Source organism: Citrobacter sp. XT1-2-2, from assembly GCF_023516235.1.
GTDB classification, from domain to species: Bacteria; Pseudomonadota; Gammaproteobacteria; order Enterobacterales; family Enterobacteriaceae; genus Citrobacter; species Citrobacter werkmanii.
The window spans coordinates 1,212,536-1,231,007 of the sequence record NZ_CP097324.1; the positions used below are offsets into that span (position 1 = coordinate 1,212,536).

An 18,472-nucleotide genomic window follows, 5' to 3' on the forward strand; every position below is an offset into this window, starting at 1 on the left:
AGCCCCCGCAACCCCTAATCCTCAAGGATTTACCGCTCGCGTAGCGCTTCTTTAGCCCGATTAAACGGTTTGATTAAATAGTCGGCGATGGTTTTTTCACCTGTTTTTATATCCACTGTGGCAATCATGCCCGGTACGATGGAGAACTGGCGACCCAGTTTGTTCTCCAGGTAGTCCTGATGGGTACGGATAAACACGCGGTAGTAGAAGATTTCCGGTTTCACTTTATCCTGAATAGTGTCCGGAGAGATGGTTTCAACTACGCCTTCCAGACCGCCATAAATGGCGTAGTCATAAGCGGTTATCTTGACCAGCGCACGCTGGCCAGGGTGAATAAATGCGATATCACGCGGCGACAGACGGGTTTCAATGAGTAGATGATCGTCTATTGGCACGATTTCCATCATTTCGCCATTGGGTGGGATAACCCCGCCAATGGTGGTGACCTGGATATTTTTCACGATGCCGCGCATGGGCGCGCGCACGGTCAACCGGGTGACGGAATCCTCACGTCCTTTCAAAATGGCCGCCAGCATATCCACTTCGGCGTTGGCTTTAGACAGCGCTTCACGCGCCTGCACAAAGTATTGGGAACGCAGGTCAGTGATTTTTAATCCCAGATCGCTTTTTTGTCGTTGCAGGCGCAGCACTTCCACATGGCTGGCGGCGCCGCTTTTCTCCAGACGTTGGGTAATGGCCAGCTCTTTATTGACTGAGACCAGCGCGTCCTGCAGTTCCGCCATGGAATCAGCAAGCTGCGCGCGGCGGCTTTTATACAGACGTGTTTCGGAGGCGATGAGATCCGGCCAGGCGCGTAGTGAATCGGGAAAGGTCAGCGGCAGATCGTTAACTTCAGCATTAAGCCGCGCGCTGGAAGCCAACGAGGCGCGATAACGGGCGGCGCTTTCCCCAACGTTGGACTCTAAGCGGGTAGGATCGAGGCGCGCTACGATTTGATTGGCCTGCACCTTATCGCCCTCGCGTACCGTCAGCTCGGCGAGGATCCCGCCATCCAGCGACTGCAATACCTGCTCACGTGAGCTGGGGATCACTTTCCCGCTGCCGGTCGAGACTTCATCAAGTTTACCGAAATACGCCCATATACCCAGCACGGCAAATAACAGCGTGCTGAGCAGAATAATGCGGCTGGCCCCGGAAAAATGGTGTTCGCGGCGGATATCCAGATCGTCCATGGCGGCGTCATGCGGATTGGTTTTCATTTTTCCACTCCCGACCGTGAGTAGGTACAGGTGCCCGACTCGCACTCAACGCCTGCGCTTTCGGGGCATCCATCACCAGTTGGCCTTCTTTCAATACCACCACGCGCTCGACCAGCTCCAGAACCGGCACGCGATGGGTGGCGACAATCAGTGTACGGTTGCCCAGCCAGAGGTTTAGCCGCTGAATAAACTCCCGCTCGGTATGTTCATCCAGTGAAGCGCTGGGTTCATCGAGTAGCACGATATTGGGCGAGCGCAGCAGCATTCTTGCCAGCAAAATCGACTGCCGCTGTCCACCGGACAGACCGTTGCCGCCCTCCATAATCGGATGCGCCAGTCCTTTGGCGAGTTGTTTAACGAAAGCCGCTGCGCCGCTGACCTCCAGCGCGTCGAATATCTGCGCGTCGCTGGCATGCGGCGCGCCAAGAGTCAGGTTCTCACGCAGGGTGCCGAAAAACAGCCGCGCATTCTGGCTGAGAAAACCGATGTTGCGGCGTAAATCGGCCATATCGATTTGCGCCAGGCTTAGGTTATCGAGTCGGACCTCACCCTGAATAATCTCCACGCCGCCCGCCATGGCCTGCAGCAGCGTTGATTTCCCCGCGCCGTTACGACCGAGGAGCGCTATTCGTTCCCCGGGCATGATCTCCAGACGTGAGATACGCAGCGGCACGCGCTGATCGTCGCTGTGGTAGCGAAAGTGCGCGTTTTCAAAGAGATAATGACCGTGAAGAATCTCCTGATGTACCCGATCTTCATCGTACTGCGTTTCGGTGGGGAGCTGCATGATGCTGTCCAACCCCATCTTCGCTGCTTTGACCTGCTGCCAGCGGGCCAGCACGCCGCACAGGTTAGCCATTGGGGCAATCATTCTGGAACCGAGCATGGAGGCGGCCACCACGGCCCCGGTGGTCATCGTGCCTTCAATGACCATCGGCGCGCCGAACATAATAATGGCGGCGTAGACCAGGCTTTGTACCGACATGCCCCAACCAATCAGCCCCTGAGTCAGCTTGCGCGTGCGCAGTCCGGACTCTCCGGTAATGCGGATGTAGCTGTTCCACTGCTGTAAAAAGCGGTTTTCCGCCTGCATCAGCTTGATGTCCTCCAGCCCCTGAACGCTTTCAACCAGTACCGCGTTGCGCAGGGTTGATTCATGTGCGGCCTGGTTGGCGAGCACCGCCAGCTTCTTCTGTAACAGTAAACCTGGCAGGATCATCAGCAGGGCGGCGACGGGCGCTATCCATGCCAGCGGCGGGGCAATGCAGGCCAATACCACGATAAACAGAAAGAAAAAAGGCAGATCGACAATAGTCGACATAGTCGAGGAGGTGATCATCTCGCGAACCTGCTCCAGCTCGCGGAGTTGAGAAATAAAGCTCCCCGTAGAGCGAGGTACGGCGCTATTACGCAGCCGCAGGGCATGACTGAACACCCGATCGGAAATGCGCATATCGGCGCGTTTACCCAGCAGATCCATAATGTGGGTACGTGCTTCGCGCAGCAGAAAGCCAAACAGTACCGCCACCAGAACGCCGGTTGAGAGAACATACAGCGTCGGATACGACTGGGCCGGAATCACCCGATCGTAGACCTGCATCGAAAAGATAATCCCAGCGAGCGACAGAACGTTAATCAGAAAAGCGGCAACCATCACCGGCAGGTAAGGGCGGATATCCTGTAAAACCAGTTCGCGCATCCAGTCGGGCTTAAAGCGAGAAATATAGCGGTCTACCCGACTGTCTTTTAGCGCCGAAAGCGGACGCAGCGCGGTAATGCTTACGATCTCCGGCACAAGCTCTGCAACCGTCAGCCGGTTACGCTGCCCCTCTTCGGCGATGATAAAAACATCCAGCGCATCGTCACCGTTGAAATGTTCTAGCACCATGATTTGGCCGTCGCGCAGTTCAGCCACTACCGGTAAACGCCACTGGCTGAACGCCTGCTTTGTGGTATCCAGTGCGTGAAATGACAGGCCTGCCTGGCGCGCCAGTTGCGTCAGCGCGAGGGTGCGGTTTTTTCCTGCAAACCATGGAGCGTTGGCCTGGATTGCGCCGGGGGAGCAGGCAACGCGATAGTGGCTGGCAATATAGGTCATCGCCTGCGCCCACTGGCTCAGGGCCTGTTCGCCAATGGCCTCTTCCGCATGTGAATCGACGTCGCTCATAGCTGTATCTCCACCGATTGAATGCTGCGGTTATTTAAGGCGAATGCCTGGCGTAGCGAGCCGGTGTTGTAGAGGCAGTTCAGCTGTAACTGGCGTAGCTGGTTTTGGGTCTGGAGTTCAGCAAAACGCGCCTGATACACCTCCTGCTCGGCGTTAAGCACATCGAGCAACGGGCGAGAGCCAAGATCCAGATACTGCTGTTGATACAGCTCGCGCGTTTGTTCACTCAGTCGCTGCTGGCGTCGCAGAATTTGCAGAGCGGTGGCGAGACTCATCGCCTGGCTGCGGGATTCCAGTAATTTCTGCCGTACCTCAAGCCGGGTTCGTTGAATGGAATACTGGGCTGACTCAACCGCATGACTGGCGGCGTTGCGTCTGGCGGTAAGTCCGCCTCCCTGATACAGCGGCATTTCAACTTTTACCCATGCGGAGTACTGGGTTTTGTCGAGCACCTCATGGCTGGGGTATTTGTCGTTGAGATAGTGCTGAACCGACGGCTCCAGAGAGATAGTCGGCGTCATTTGCGCGTTGGCGTAGTCGAGATTGGCCTGCGCCACATTCGCCTGCGCCCACGCCGCCAGCACGGCAGGAACCAGCTTATCGTCGGGTTTAACGGCATCACAACTGCTGTCCAGTTTGCCGGGAAATTCATTGCTGATGCCGTTGAGCGAGTTCCAGCCGAGAAAACTCATCAGCGTTGCCTTGCTGCTGTCGAGATTGGCCTGGTACTGCGCCAGTTGCGAACGCGCGGACTCTATACGCGCATCGGTTTGCACCACGTCTGATAGTGAGGTTGCGCCTTCATCATTGCGTTGCCGGGTCAATCGGCCAATGCCGTTCAGAGCGGAGAGTTGCTCCTCGGCGGCGTCCACCATTTGCTGCCACGTCTGCACCTGGACTATCGCGTTGGCGGTCGCGTGGGCGATGGTATCAATACTGAGTAACACATTAGCCTGTTGTTGCGCGGATCCTGCGGTTTCAGCGCGGACCTGGCTGGCCACTTTGCCGAAGTCATACAGCATTTGTGACACCGAAATAACCAGGGCCGGGCTAAAACCGTGGTCGGTGTAAGTATTGCTGTAGCCGTTGTTCATTCCGGCAGTTACCTGCGGGTAATATTTCGATTTCGCCACGTCTATCTGCTCATTCTGTGAGAGTAGTTTGCCGATAGATTCACGAATGGTAGGGTGCCAGCTCACGGCACGACTCACGGCATCGTTCAGCGTCAGAGTACCGGGGGCGGCAGGGCTTAGCGGCAGATCGGCGACGGAGCCGTCAAGGCTTGGAAGCATCTGGCTGTTCGCCAACCCTTCCGGCGTAATAACTTGCGGCTCATCTTCGGCATTCACCCGCATGGAACACAGTGTTAATGCCAGCAGTAATGCCACGGGCATGACTTTTCCCATATCTCATCCCTTTCAAAATACAACCGTTACGGCAGTTGCTCCGGGCGTCATGGCGCCCGGAGCTTTATGGATTAACCACCCGTGATGAGATGGTTGTTCTGTAGCAGTTCATTCAGCGTGGTGTTGACGTTCTCCAGGGTGATGAGGTTGGTGGATTGATAAGTTCCCCCCGTGCCGTCGCGGTCGATGGCAATCACGGTGTTGGATCCGTTGGTGGTGACCTGTACGTAGTTCCCAAGCGTAGAAGCCTGATGGTTCCATCCGCTCAGCAGTTCGTGGATATCGATCTTGTCGCCCTGGGCCATCGAGAAGTTGGTCCAACTGTCGCTGTTGTTCCCTCCGGTTGCGTTGTTGGCATTAAGCAGGTGATAAATCAGCGTATCGCCGTATGCGCTGCCGGTCAGACGATCGGCATCCGCGGTGCTCACGACCTGCGGATTCATGTCGATGGTCAGCGTGGCGGTATCGGTATGGCCTTGCTGGTCGTTGAGGGTGTAGTTGAACGTCTCTTTGGTCGTGATGGAGGCCAGTGATACATCGCTGTTGAGGGCATAGGTGTAATGGCCGTCTATGCCGATGGTCAGTTTGCCGTACAGACCGTTAATGATAGCGCTGGTCGTGTTGCCAAGCGGATCCAATGTGGCAGTGCTACCGCCAGTGCCGTTCACCGTCAGCAGGGTATGCACGCTGGCAATATGGTCTCCGTCATAGATATTGCCCGTGACGCTGTTTGCGGCGGAGGTCTCGAAGTTTTGCAGATCGATTATCGTGCCTTTTACGCTTGGGGTGATGGTGATATTCCCCAAGCCCAGAGCCCCGACGCTGCCGGTGTAGTCGAGGCGGTAGTTACCGCTATGCAGTACAATCCCGCTCAGGGCAATATCAATATTGCCGCCAACCAGCAATCCGCCGTTGAACGAGCCGTTAGTCACCTTGACGTTATTACTGTCGTACAGTGTCCAGGTGACGGTTAGTCCGCCCAGCGTCAGACCTGAAGCGACGTTAAAATGCAGGATGGCATTTTGCACCGCCGTTCCCGCTGCAACCTCAATAGTTCCTGTGCCATTTTGTGACGTTGCTGACAAGAGTTGGGCGTTCCAACTGGCGTTACCGACGCTATTATCGGTGAACGACCGGGATGTATCCGCCTGCGTGGTGACCGCCATCAGGGGGCTGATGTCATTGACGGCATCCAGTGCCTGCGGGGTTGCCGTAATGTTCAGCGACGCGCTGCCGGTGTCGCCGTTTGGCGCCCGGACCTTATACACGAAGCTGTCAGGGATGTTGATGCCGTCCGCGCCCAGCCCGCTTTTTAACGTGTAGGTGTAGTTCCCCTTCGCATCAATAGTCAGCGTGCCGTACTGCCCGTTTATGGTTGTGATGCCCGTCCCATTAACGGCGACGCCGTTCACCTCGGTAATAACGGTATTGGCCGGAGCCGAGTCATTGACCAACAGATTTCCGTTGGTCGACGCGCTCAGGCTGTCTACGGCGTAGGTATGATCCGCCTTAATGTCCAGTGTATAGGTGGTTGCCAGAGCCAGACCGCCGGAAGCGTTAAGCAGGAACAGATAGTCTCCGCCAGGCAGCGTAATGGTGTATTCCGTAGAGCCGCCGGCTAACACCGCGGTGACCCAATTGGGCTTCACACGGAACTGTTCATATTGTTGAATAGACTCATTGAAGCGATAAATGTAGAGATCAAAACCGCCCACCGTCACGCCGAGAACATTCGCCTGCACGGTCAGCGTGCGGGTTGCGCCATCATCCACGTTGAATTTGATAGGGTTGGTCAGGCCGTTAACCAGACTGACGTCCAGCACATTACCCAGTCCAACGTTAACGAGCGTGAAGCCGGTTTGTTTTGACGTTCCATTATCGATCGCAATGACCTGTGTCCCGTAAGTCAGCGCGGCAATATCATCTGCTGCTGTGACTGTACTGGTCGCTGGGGGCTGGCCCAGCGTTACCACCAGTTTTGCCGATGAGCTATCTGCGCCATGCGTCAGCGTATAGGTGAAACTTTCGGAGCGTCCATACACTGAAATTGACGTATTGGTCAGGGTGTAGGTATAGCTACCGTTCTGATTAATATGCAGGATGCCGTATTTCCCCTGCACATCAATACCGCCCGCCGGGACGCTCACGATGTTGCCGTTACCGTCGGTTACGGAGGTGACCAGCGTGCCAGACGGCGCGTTATCCTGCCCGTTGGTGGGATCGATATCCGTGATGATGTTGCCAGATTCCGTCGTACCGCCGATGATGGTCCCGGCGCTGCTTTTCACCACCGCGACATCAAGGCTGGTGTAAGAGCCCGTTGCCAGCAGGTTGGTGTTATAGCTTACGACACGGTAATCACCCCCCGTCAGTCCGCTGTAATTAAGCGTTACGCCAGAAGCGCCTAAGGTGAGAAGGCTGGCAAAGTTGGGTAGGCCGGTATCCACTACCGTCACCCAGGCATTCTGCGTAGTGTCAAAGCGCTGGATCACGATCTCCAGCGTGTTTAGCAGTGACAGGACCACGCCGGTCGCGGCTGCATTGATCGTAATGGATCCGCTGCCGCCAGAGACGATATTAAAATTGACGGTTGCCGTATCGTTTCCCAGCACGTTCGCCACATTACCCAGCGCGTTGACCAACAGGAAACCATAATCGCTTTTATGCTCGGTGCTGACGATCACATCAGTCTGTAGCGGCAGACGGGTAATGTTGTCTTCGGCCAGCAACGGCAATACCGGGGCGATAACGCTTGTAGGCGATGATGTATTACCCGCTGCATCGGTCGCCGTGGCGGACAGCGATTGACCTTCAATCTGGCGAACCGGCAGGTTGACGCTATAGACACCGCTGCTGTTGGCGATGGCCGTCACGCTGGTGCCGCCGGGTAGAGAGATTGTGACCGTGCTTCCCGCTTCGGCGACGCCGCTCACGGTTCCGCCATCGGCGCTGATCAGTATTGTTGGCGCGGATGGCGGGGTGGTATCCACAATCACGCTGAACGAACCGGACAATCCGCTGGTGCCGTTGGCATTTGTTGCCGTGGCGGTAAACGCGTGGTTACCTTCGCTGAGCGCGCCGGTTGGGGTAAAGCTCCAGAGCCCATTGCCATCTGCGGTCGTGGCGCCCATGAACACCCCGTTGTTATACAGTCGGACCACGGCGCTAGCCTGCGCCGTTCCGCTGAGCGTTGGCAGGGTGTCATTGGTGGTTTTGCCCGCCGTGACCAGACCAGTGACCGAGCCGACGTCATCGAACACGCTGGCAATAACGGGCGCAGGCGGTACACCGGTAAAGGGTGCCAGAACGTTGCCTGCTGTACCGATGTTGCCCGCGGCATCCTGTGCGCTAACCAACAGCGTTTGCCCACTGATTTGCGGTGGGTTCAGCGTGAAGGTGAAGTTACCGGAGGCGTTCGCGGTTGCCGTACCGAGCACCGTTCCGCCGTTAGAGGTAATGATGACCGTGCTGTTGGGCTCGGCAACGCCTGTGAGCGTCGTGCCGGTGGCGTTTACTGAAAGTCCGCCAGGAATGCCTGGCGCGACGGTATCGACCACTATCGCTGCGGGAGCCGATGTGCCGCTGGTGTTACCTGCACTGTCCGTTGCGGTGATGGTAAAGGAGTGGGGACCTTGTGCCAGCTCGGTGGGCGGGGTGTAACTCCAGTTGCCGCTGCCGTCCGCCGTCACGCTGATGACGAAGATGCCGTTATCATAAATATCGATCCGCGCATTGGCTTCGGTGGTGCCGGTTAACGTTGGGCGTGCGTCATTGGTTGGCTGATTATTGCCAATCGCGCCGGTGTTTGGTCCGACATCATCAATAATGCTGCTGATTGCAGGCAGCGTCGGGGCGGTAGTATCCACCACGACGCTAAAACCGGCCGTCGCGCCGCTGGTATTGCCCGCCGCGTCGGTGGCGGTGACGGTGAAGGTGTGCGATCCACTCGCCAACGGCGTGGTTGGGGTAAACGACCAACTGTTATTGCTCTGCACCAGTGCCGTTCCCAGCAGGGTGCTCCCGTCATAGATACTGACGGTGCTGCCTGCTTCAGCGGTGCCGTTCAGCGTTGGGCGCGCATCGTTAGTGAGTTGCCCGTTGCTGAGCACCGCATTGAACACGCCGCCTGCGACGTCATCGACCACCGAGACCAGTATCGGGGTAGTTGGCGCAAGCGTGTCGACATTAATAGTAAATCCACTCGACGCCGGGCTGACGTTGCCGGCGGCGTCGGTGGCAATGGCGGTAAACACATGCTGACCGTTGCCCAGCGTGGCGGGCAGATATTCCCAGGTGCCGTCTATCGCCGCAGTCACCGTCGCCAGCAGCGTGCCATTATCGTAGATGGCCACTCGGGCGCCCGCTTCCGCCGAGCCGTTGAGTAATGGACGGGTGTCGTTAGTAAAGGCTCCGTTTGACAGCGTTCCGGTACCCGGCAACACGTCATCAAAAGCCTGGATAATGGTTGGCGCCAGGGGATCGACGGTATCAACAACGATGTTAAATCCAGCGGACGCTGGGCTGACGTTTCCGGCAACGTCCGTCGCGGTTGCTGTCAGCGCGTGGTTGCCATTGCCCAGAGCTGGCGGCGTGAAGCTCCAGGCGCCCGTCCCATCCGCTGTGGTTGAACCGATAAACGTTCCGTTATCGTAAATTTTGACCGTCGAATTGGCTTCAGCTGTGCCGTTGAGTGTGGGTTGTGTATCGTTTGTGGCCTGGCCGTTGTTCAGATTACCGGTTACCGGACCGACATCATCCGCAACCTGAGTAATGACCGGCGTCCCCGGCAACACCGTGTCGACGATAAGTGCGAAGCCATTGGATGGAAGGCTGGTATTACCCGCGCTGTCTGTAGCGGTGACGGTCAGCGTATGTGGCCCGTTACTGAGTGCAGCCGTTGGGGTTAGGCTCCAGGTACCGTTCGCGCCAACGGTCGTAGTGCCGATGGGCTGACCGTCGCTCAGGACAGTAATCGTCGCGCCAACTTCACCGGTGCCACTCAGGGCCGGACGGGATTCGTTCGTGGTCTGGCCGTTGGTTATTGGGCCCGTTGTCGGGGCGGTGTTGTCCTGCACCGTGCTGATGACCGGTATTGACGGGGCAATAGAGTCCAGTTCAATCGTAAACGATGATGATACTCCGCCCGTATTTCCGGCCCGATCGGTGGCAACGGCGGTGAAAATATGCTGACCCTGGCCCAGGGGCGTTTCTGGCGTAAAGCTCCAGTTGCCCGACGCATCCACCTGAGTTGTCCCTAAGTCGCTACCATTATCACGGATCGTGATGATGGCGCCGATCTCACCTTTACCGTTCAGCGTTGGCAGCGCATCGTTGGTCAACTGTCCGTTAGTTAGCGCCGTATTACCGGGTTGATCGTCAATCACCGAGGTGATGACTGGCGCAGCAGGGGGAAGCGTGTCGACGACGACCACAAACGGTGGCGTGGCCGGGCTGATGTTGCCCGCGCCATCCGTGACGGAGGCGGTCAGTGAGTGGCTGCCTTCACCGAGAGCAGGCGCAGGCGTAAAGCTCCAGTTGCCGTTTTCATCGCTGGTGGTTGTGCCAATCACTGCGCCATTATCGCGGATGGTCACAACCGAATCCGCTTCAGTGGTGCCCGCGAGCGTTGGGGTATTATCGTTGGTCAACTGTCCAGAGGTCAGGGTCTGAGTTGTACCAACGTTGTCTGTGACCGTCACAATGGAGGGGGCATCCGGCGCCAGGGTATCGACAATGATTCGGAAATCACTGGACGGATCTCCCTGGTTGCCTGCGGCATCTGTTGCGCGAGCGGTGAAGAGATGGTCGCCTTCTCCCAGAGGATCGGTCGGGGTAAAGCTCCAGAAACCGTTGCTGTTTACCGTGGTTGTGGCATAAGCAACGCCCTTATCGTAAAGGGTGATGGTTGCGCCTGCTTCGCCGGTTCCGTTGAATGTCGGGCGTGAGTCGTTGGTAATTTGCCCTTTATCCAACGATCCGGTGCCTGGGGCAACATCGTCAATGATGCTGGTGATAGTTGGCACCTGCGGAGCGGTGGTGTCGATGGTGATGGCGTAGTTGGGCGATAAACCGCTGGTGGTGCCGCCTACAGTTTGTGACACCGTGAAGTTATAGGTTGTGCCGTTAGTCAACGCAGTGGGTAACTGATAACTCCAGGCACCGGAAACAGCATCGGCGGTCACTGTAATGGCAGGTGACACACCATCTATATAAATATTAACAGTCGCCCCAGGGGTGGCTGTTCCTTGCAGCAGCGGTAAGGTGTCGTTAGTGGTTTTACCGTTGCCAATCACCCCCATGATGGGCGCGATGTCATCGACAATCTCAAGAGTCGGGGGATGTGGCACGTTGGAGATGGCGGCGTTAAACGGCGCAGGATCGCTCTGATTGCCTGCAGGATCCTGGGCAATAGCGGTGAGCGCCTGACCCGTTGTTTGTGCCGGTGAGATCGTGACAGTAAAGTTCCCGGAACCGTCAGCCACTCCCTGGCCAAGAACGGTGTTGCCGCTACGGATAATTACCGTGCTGCCAATTTCTGCCGTGCCGCTTACTTTCGTCCCATCAGAATCTACGCTGGTAACAACTGGAATGGCAGGAGGCTGCGTATCGATAATCAACGTTAGCGGATTATCTGCCGCCAGTACGTTACCGGCCCCATCCTGGGCACCGAAGGTCAATGTGTGAGTAGCGTTGGGCGTAAGGGGAACTTCGACACTCCAACTGCCGTTCGCGGCAACGATAGCCGTCGCAATGGCGATGGGATTGTTGCCATCGTAAATTAACACCGTACTGCCCGGCGTGCCGGTCCCACTAATGGTTGGCATTGTATCGTCCGTCACGCTGCCGCTGATTAGCGAACCGGTAAAGACGCCGACGTTATCCTGAATATCCGTGACCAGCGGTAGGGTCAGCTTCGTGTTGTTAACCGTAAACGAAATGCTGTTTGAGCTGTCGCTGATGTTACCGGCCGGATCGGTTGCGGTGGCGATCAGCGTGTAGCTCCCGTTGGTCAGTGCCGTCCCGGGCGTAATACTCCAGGTTCCGCCTGCCACCGTTGCTGTGCCGAGCACCGTACCGCCGTTATACAGCGTAATGATATCCCCGTCGGTGCCAGTACCTCGAATGGTTGGCGTGGTGTCATCGGTCACGCCGTTAGCCGCAACATCGCCCTGGACGTCGCCGACATTATCGTTAGCGGCGATAATCACCGGCGGCGCTGAAGGTGTCGTATCAATCCCCAGGGCAACAGCATCCGAACGTGGACTGACGTTACCAGCAGGATCGGTTGCGGTGAGGGTGACCTGATAATTGTCCGGATTAATGGGGCTGGTGGGCGTAAAGCTCCAGGAGCCATCTGCGCCAACGGTCGCAGTACCCAGCGGTGAAGTGTTGCCATCAAGGTAGATAGAAATAAGATCGCCAGGGTTGCCCGTGCCGCTAAAGGTTGGCGTGGTATCGTTAGTGATGCCGTTAGTGATGATGCCGGTTATCGGGTTGACGTCATCCGTTATGGTTGGCGGCTCTGGTTTTGCTGGCGGCAGGTTATCTACCGTCAGCGTAAAACCTGCTGACGGGATCCCCGTGTTGCCAGCCACATCGGTCGCCGTCGCCGTAAATTTATGCGGACCGTCCGGCAGTGGACCTGTCGGCGTATATGTCCAGCTTCCATTTGGCTGAACGGTGGTGGTACCAAGAAAAACGTTGTTATCGTAAAGGGTAATCGTCGCGCCTGGCTCGCCGGTTCCGGACAGTTCAGGGGTCGTGCTCTTGGTACTGCCACCGTTGCTCAACGTTTGTAGGGTTGTGCCAATCAGACCTTCTGCTGAGCTGATAACCGGGGCTGGCGGTGGGGTGGTATCAATGGTCAGCGTGAAATTACCTGGGTTACTGGCGTTGCCTGCAACGTCTGTCGCAATTGCTGACAAACTATGTGGACCTTCACTGAGCGGCTGGCTGAGTTGAATACTCCAGGTGCCATCAAGTAATACCGTTGTGCTACCAATCGACGTGGCGCCATCATAGAGGGTGATGGTAGAACCGGCTGTCCCGGTCCCTTTCAGCAGCGGCAAAGTATCGTTTGAGCGGCTACCGGTGGACAGATCAATCGGCGCATTCCCGACGTCGTCGGTGGCAGTCAAAATGACAGGATTGCCTGGCGGTTGGGTATCTACGGTAACGCTGACCACGGTGGAGGAGGTGACGACGTTACCAGCGGCATCTGTAGCAGAGACTGTAAACTGGTGGATGCGGTCGCTGAGCGCCTGATTTGCCGGAACGGTATAACTCCAGGTTCCGGTGCTATCGACAAGCATGACTGTCATCAGCAAACTGCCATCGTACAGGCTCACCAAAGAACCGGGTTCACCGGTGCCTGATATGGTTGGCGTATTATCGTTGGTGACCCAACCGTTGTTCGCGACGCTACCTGTGATGCTGCCGACATCATCGTTAATCAGCGTAATCACGGGGACGGTCGGAGCGAGACTATCGACAATTATTTTCCAGCTTGCAGCGCTACTGGTATTGCTGGCGGCATCGGTTGCCGTCACCGTAAATATGTGCGCGCCTTGGGTCAACGCTGTTGTGGGCGTGTAGTTCCAGTTACCGTTGAGATCAGCGGTGACGGTCGTTAACAGTTCGCCGTTATCGTAAATTTTAACCTGAGCTCCGGCCTCGGCAGTGCCTTCGAGTTTAGGTTTATCGTCGTTAGTTAAGCCGTTGTTACTGATGGGGCCGATGACATCCGCGACATCATCCGTCACGGCAATGATAATCGGCTGGTTTGGTGCGGTGATATCCGGTGCCAGCGCCGAGGTTGGCAGACTTTCGTTATTATTGCTGTCAGTTGCGGTGACTTTTACCGTTTCGCCGTTCATTTGTGACGGTGTAATCGACACGGTGAAGTTGCCACCGCTGTCAGCCTGACCAACACCAATCTGATTGCCGTTGCTGTCTTTGACGGTGACGGTGCTTCCCGCTTCGGCATGTCCGCTTACAGAACCGCCGTCCCCGGCGACGATGACGCCGGTTGGCGCATCAGGTGCTGTGGTATCTGGTGCGGTAATCGGAGTGTTACCGCTGGTATTGCCTGCTGCATCCGTTGCATTCGCGTTAAGGCGTTCACCGTTAGTCTGCGGCGGAACCAGCGTGGCGGTGAAATCTCCGCTCGGGCCAGCAGTTGCTGTTCCAATGATCGCGCCATCTGGATCCAGAATATGTACCGTACTGTTGGGTTCTGCGGTGCCGGTAACCTGATCGCCCGTAGGATTAATCATCAGGTTAGCAGGCGGCTGCGGGGCCGTGATATCTGGCGCGAGCGTGGTTTCTGGCTGGCTTGGGTTGCCTGCCGGATCGGTCGCGATGGCGGTAATCGTTTCGCCATTGGTCTGTGGCGGGGTAATGGGGATGGTAAATGATCCATCTTCTCCGGCGACGCCGCTGCCGATCGGAGTGTTATTACTGTCGGTGATAACGACAGTATTGCCCGGCTCGGCCGTCCCGGTGACAACGCTGCCGTCTGCGGAGACGCTGAGCTCGTCTGGTGGCGACGGCGGCTGTATGTCGATACTAATATTAAATGTTGGCGACATACCGCCTGTCCCTAGCTGGTTTGTTGCCGTGGCGCTGAAAGCGTGCGGCCCTTCCGGCAACGGCGTGGCGGATGTCCAGCTCCAGTTGCCATTGGCGTCGGCAACCACGCTTTCGATAATCGCACCATTGTTATAAATGTTAACGGTGCTGTTAGCGTCCGCAGTGCCAGAGAGCGTTGGCGTTTGATCGTTGGTGGCCTGATTGTTGCTCAATAACCCGGTTGACGGTGCGGCATCATCCATAACGCTGACGATAACGGGTACGCCCGGATAGCCGGAATTTGTGGCATAAAATGGGGTATCTGGCCCGATGTTGCCCGCCTTATCCTGAATCTTCGCGAGCAACGCTTCGCCGTGCGTCTGTGAGGGGGAAATCGCGATGACGAAATTGCCGGTTTGATCGACCGTTATTGCCCCTAAAACCTGGCTATTATTACCAATGATAGTGACCAGACTTCCTGCTTCCGCTCTACCCGTTACCGTGGTGCCTTCGAGGTTTACGGCGGAAATCACCGCGCCTGCAGGCGCGGTCGTATCAACGGTAAATGTCGGCAGGCTCGTTTCCGCGCTCACGTTACCTGCGGCGTCAGTTTGCGTCAGCGTCAGATTGTGAACGCCGTCGCTGAGTGGCGTATCAGGCGTAAAGGTCCAGTTACCATTGTCATCTACTGGCTCCATACCAATCAGGATGCCATTGTCATAGATGCTGATGGTACTCCCTGCTTCGCCAGTACCAGTGAGAGTTGGCGTGGCATCGTCGGTTTCACCGTCATTGGCGATAAGACCGGTAATGGAACCGACATTGTCGATTTCCTGAGTAACCACGGGGGCATCAGGGGCAAGCGTATCGACAATAATCACCCAACTGTCTGACATCCCACTACTACCCGCATTATTTGACGCGCTGACGGTAAACTGGTGAGTGCCGTCTGCAAGAGGGGATGAGGGGGTAAACGACCAGTGGCCGTTGGCATCGATAGTAACCTGGCCTATTTCGACGCCGTTATCAAAAATATGTAATGTGGCATTTGCCGGGCCGGTACCCTGGAGTTCGGGCGTATTATCGTTGGTGGACTCCTGTTGATTGACAAGGCCGGTAATAAGCTCCTGGTCGTCAATTACGCTGGTGATGACGGGCATGTCTGGCATATTGGGGGTTGTTGTTGGCGGCGCGCCGTTATCGCCATCGCCACTACCACTGCCGCCGTTACCATTGCCGTTTCCGGCATTACCGTTGCCGCCGCTACCATTACCGTTTCCGGCATTATAATCGCTCCCGCCGCCGCCACCACCACCACCGCCACCTCCTGCAGCGAGGCCAATTCCGCCAGCGACCGCAACCCCGCCAAGGACCCAGGGCCAGATTGCGCCTCCGTCATGACTGCCTTCGGCCGTCATCAGCGGCGTGAGATCGTCCAGGTGCTGAAAATGGAAAGCACCATCCGTATCCTGAACCCACCATAGCGCGCCATTGCTGTCTTCCAGAACGAGCTGGTTTTGCGCATCACCTTTTCCGACGTAAAAATTTTTAATGGTGATGGTTTCACCTGAACGGAGTGTGACAACCAGATCCTGATTAACACGAGTCAACTGGCTGACCTCCTCACGTGAAACGGACAGTTTCACAATAGAAGGTGAGTTGAGTGTAATTTCAGAGGCTTCAACATTGGTAGAAACACCAGTCAACTTCGATACAACGGCGAGTAGACGCATATGTTCACTCCTGATGGCAGGTCGGGAGTATTAATCCGCAACGGCGTGCCGGGAAAATGAGCAGACAGGTGCCTCGTTCATCATAATGATGAACTTACACATGTAATTTCATGGATAAGATTTACTGGTATCAGTTTCTGAAAAAATTAAGTCGTAGTCTGAGCACCAAAATAGTTCTTTCGTATTAGATGATATAGTCAGAAAGAAAACTTTCTGCAATGTCCAGATATTAAAAACATATGGTGATATTTTGCATCGAAATGAGTTAAACGTTTCGATAAATAGGTTTTATTTATAAGTTGCTGTAATTGTTGTTTTTTGTTATTTATTGTTAATAATAAACAACAGTAATAATAATGCTATTTTGAAAGATGAAAAATAGCGCGCGGGAGTACTTGAAGTTTTATTTTATTGGACTACTGCTTGCCTGCAGGCTGGGGTTCGTATTTTTAACTGAACGATTCAGCAATGGAATCTATAATTACTATGAATGTATTGTGCGACTTTCAATAACTAAAAAATAAAGGCCAGTCATCATGGTGATAGACTGGCCACAGAGAAAAGAAGGTTATCGCCCGGCATTTTTCATAATACGTGCTTTATCCACCTGCCATTCGCGTTCTTTTACGTCGGAGCGCTTGTCGTGTTGTTTCTTACCTTTGGCGACGCCAATTTTTACTTTACACCAGGCGTTCTTCCAGTACAGCGACAGTGCTACTACGGTATAACCCTCCCGATTCATACGACCATACAAAGAGTCGAGTTCGCGCTGGTTTAATAGTAGCTTACGGGTACGGGTGGGATCGCATACCACGTGTGTTGAGGCAACGGCCATCGGTGTGAAGTTGGCGCCAAACAGGAACGCTTCGCCGTCTTTGAGTATAACGTAGCTATCGCCGATGTTAGCTTTACCTGCGCGCAAGGATTTGACTTCCCAGCCCTGCAGAGCGAGTCCTGCTTCGAACTCTTCTTCGATAAAGTATTCGTGTCGTGCGCGTTTGTTAAGCGCGATTGTGGCTGAGCCAGGTTTGTGTGCTTTTTTCTTCGTCATAATGCCGCTCAGTATAGGTAATCTGGAATCGAAAAACACCCCATTTCATCCAGCGGGGCGCAAGGCGCTATCTTAGCACGAGTTGGGCTATAGCGTTTTTTTTAGCGAGTGATAAATGGTATTATTTGTGTGATTGATATTGATGGAAATTGTTATGCCTCAGATTAGCCGGACCGCTTTAGTACCTTACAGTGCGGAGCAGATGTATCAGTTAGTGAATGATGTTAAATCCTATCCCCAGTTTTTACCGGGATGCACCGGTAGCCGCGTACTGGAGTCGACTCCGGGACAAATGACGGCCGCAGTGGATGTCTCCAAAGCAGGGATTAGCAAAACGTTCACCACGCGTAACCAACTGACCAGTAACCAGAGCATCCTGATGCATCTGGTCGATGGACCGTTTAAAAAACTGATTGGCGGCTGGAAGTTTACGCCGTTAAGCCAGGACGCGTGTCGCATTGAGTTTCATCTCGATTTCGAGTTCACGAATAAACTCATCGAGCTGGCGTTTGGCCGCATCTTTAAAGAGCTGGCTTCGAATATGGTGCAGGCTTTCACGGTTCGCGCGAAAGAGGTTTACAGTGTCAGCGTCGGCTAAAATTGTCGTTGAAGTGGCATATGCGCTGCCCGAAAAACAGTATTTACAGCGCGTAACGCTGCAGCAGGGCGCAACGGTGGAAGAGGCTATCCGCGCTTCCGGGCTGCTGGAATTGCGTAATGATATCGATCTCAGCAAAAATAAAGTGGGCATCTACAGCCGTCCGGTAAAGCTTGAGGATGTTCTGCATGACGGCGATCGGGTGGAAATTTATCGGCCGCTGATTGCCGATCCCAAAGAGCTGCGCAGGCAGCGAGCAGAGAAATCCGCTAAAAAATAACAGACAATAAAAAAGGTGCACATTGAGCACCTTTTTTTGATCTCTCAAACCTACTTGTTGTCGGTCAGGGCAGGTTTGTTATCAATGTTGGTCAATACGCCGCTGCTGTTAAAGGTCAGCGTCAGCGTTTGCTGAGTTACGCCTTCATGTCCAGGTTGCTGACGGAACACATAGAACCAGGTGTTTGTGCCAAAAGGATCGGACATCATCGGGGTACCCAGAGCATAAGCAACCTGCTGTTGCGTCATGCCTGTACGCACTTTGGCGACATCGGTCGGTGTCAGATAATTTCCCTGGTTGATGTCAGGACGGTAAACCACTCGCTCCAGAGTGGAACAGCCTGCAGTCAACATCAGTAGTACTGCTGCAGCAGCAGTCAGCGTTTTACAGCGCATAGTGATTTGATTCCTTTTCGGGCCCGAGCAGTACGCGGCTCATATGTAATAT

General features: G+C 55.3%; 8 protein-coding genes. 2 read left to right on the top strand and 6 right to left on the bottom strand.

The window, feature by feature from the left end:
* Positions 1-29 precede the first annotated feature (29 nt).
* The 5 genes from M4I31_RS05785 to smpB form a co-directional block, all read right to left on the bottom strand.
* Positions 30-1,193, bottom strand: coding sequence for an HlyD family efflux transporter periplasmic adaptor subunit (locus M4I31_RS05785; protein WP_137351692.1), 1,164 nt, complete (start codon positions 1,191-1,193; stop codon positions 30-32).
* Positions 1,194-1,200: 7 nt separating this feature from the next.
* Positions 1,201-3,387 carry a type I secretion system permease/ATPase gene (locus M4I31_RS05790; RefSeq protein WP_085048914.1) on the bottom strand — a complete coding sequence of 729 codons (2,187 nt, stop codon included), beginning with the start codon at positions 3,385-3,387 and terminating at the stop codon, positions 1,201-1,203.
* Entirely contained in the window at positions 3,384-4,793 is a 1,410-nt protein-coding gene (locus M4I31_RS05795; protein WP_085048915.1) for a TolC family outer membrane protein, read from the bottom strand. The genes M4I31_RS05790 and M4I31_RS05795 overlap by 4 nt, the downstream gene beginning before the upstream one ends.
* 71 nt (positions 4,794-4,864) lie before the next feature.
* Positions 4,865-16,096: a BapA/Bap/LapF family large adhesin gene (locus tag M4I31_RS05800; RefSeq protein ID WP_085048916.1), complete on the bottom strand. Its 11,232-nt coding sequence runs from the start codon at positions 16,094-16,096 to the stop codon at positions 4,865-4,867.
* Between the two features lie 568 nt (positions 16,097-16,664).
* Positions 16,665-17,147: an SsrA-binding protein SmpB gene (smpB, locus tag M4I31_RS05805; protein WP_038643314.1), complete on the bottom strand. Its 483-nt coding sequence runs from the start codon at positions 17,145-17,147 to the stop codon at positions 16,665-16,667.
* A 154-nt stretch (positions 17,148-17,301) separates the two neighbouring features.
* Between smpB and ratA the strand changes: the two genes are divergently transcribed.
* Both ratA and M4I31_RS05815 read left to right on the top strand, forming a co-directional pair.
* Complete coding sequence (gene ratA / locus M4I31_RS05810; RefSeq protein ID WP_038642770.1) at positions 17,302-17,745, top strand: type II toxin-antitoxin system toxin RatA; 444 nt, start codon at positions 17,302-17,304, stop codon at positions 17,743-17,745.
* Positions 17,729-18,025 (top strand): RnfH family protein, encoded by a 297-nt coding sequence (locus M4I31_RS05815; RefSeq protein ID WP_085048917.1) that lies wholly within the window; start codon positions 17,729-17,731, stop codon positions 18,023-18,025. Before ratA ends, M4I31_RS05815 begins: the two co-directional genes overlap by 17 nt.
* Before the next feature lie 50 nt (positions 18,026-18,075).
* Here the strand turns inward: M4I31_RS05815 and bamE are convergent, their stop codons facing one another.
* Entirely contained in the window at positions 18,076-18,420 is a 345-nt protein-coding gene (bamE, locus tag M4I31_RS05820; RefSeq protein ID WP_003826401.1) for an outer membrane protein assembly factor BamE, read from the bottom strand.
* Positions 18,421-18,472 lie beyond the last annotated feature (52 nt).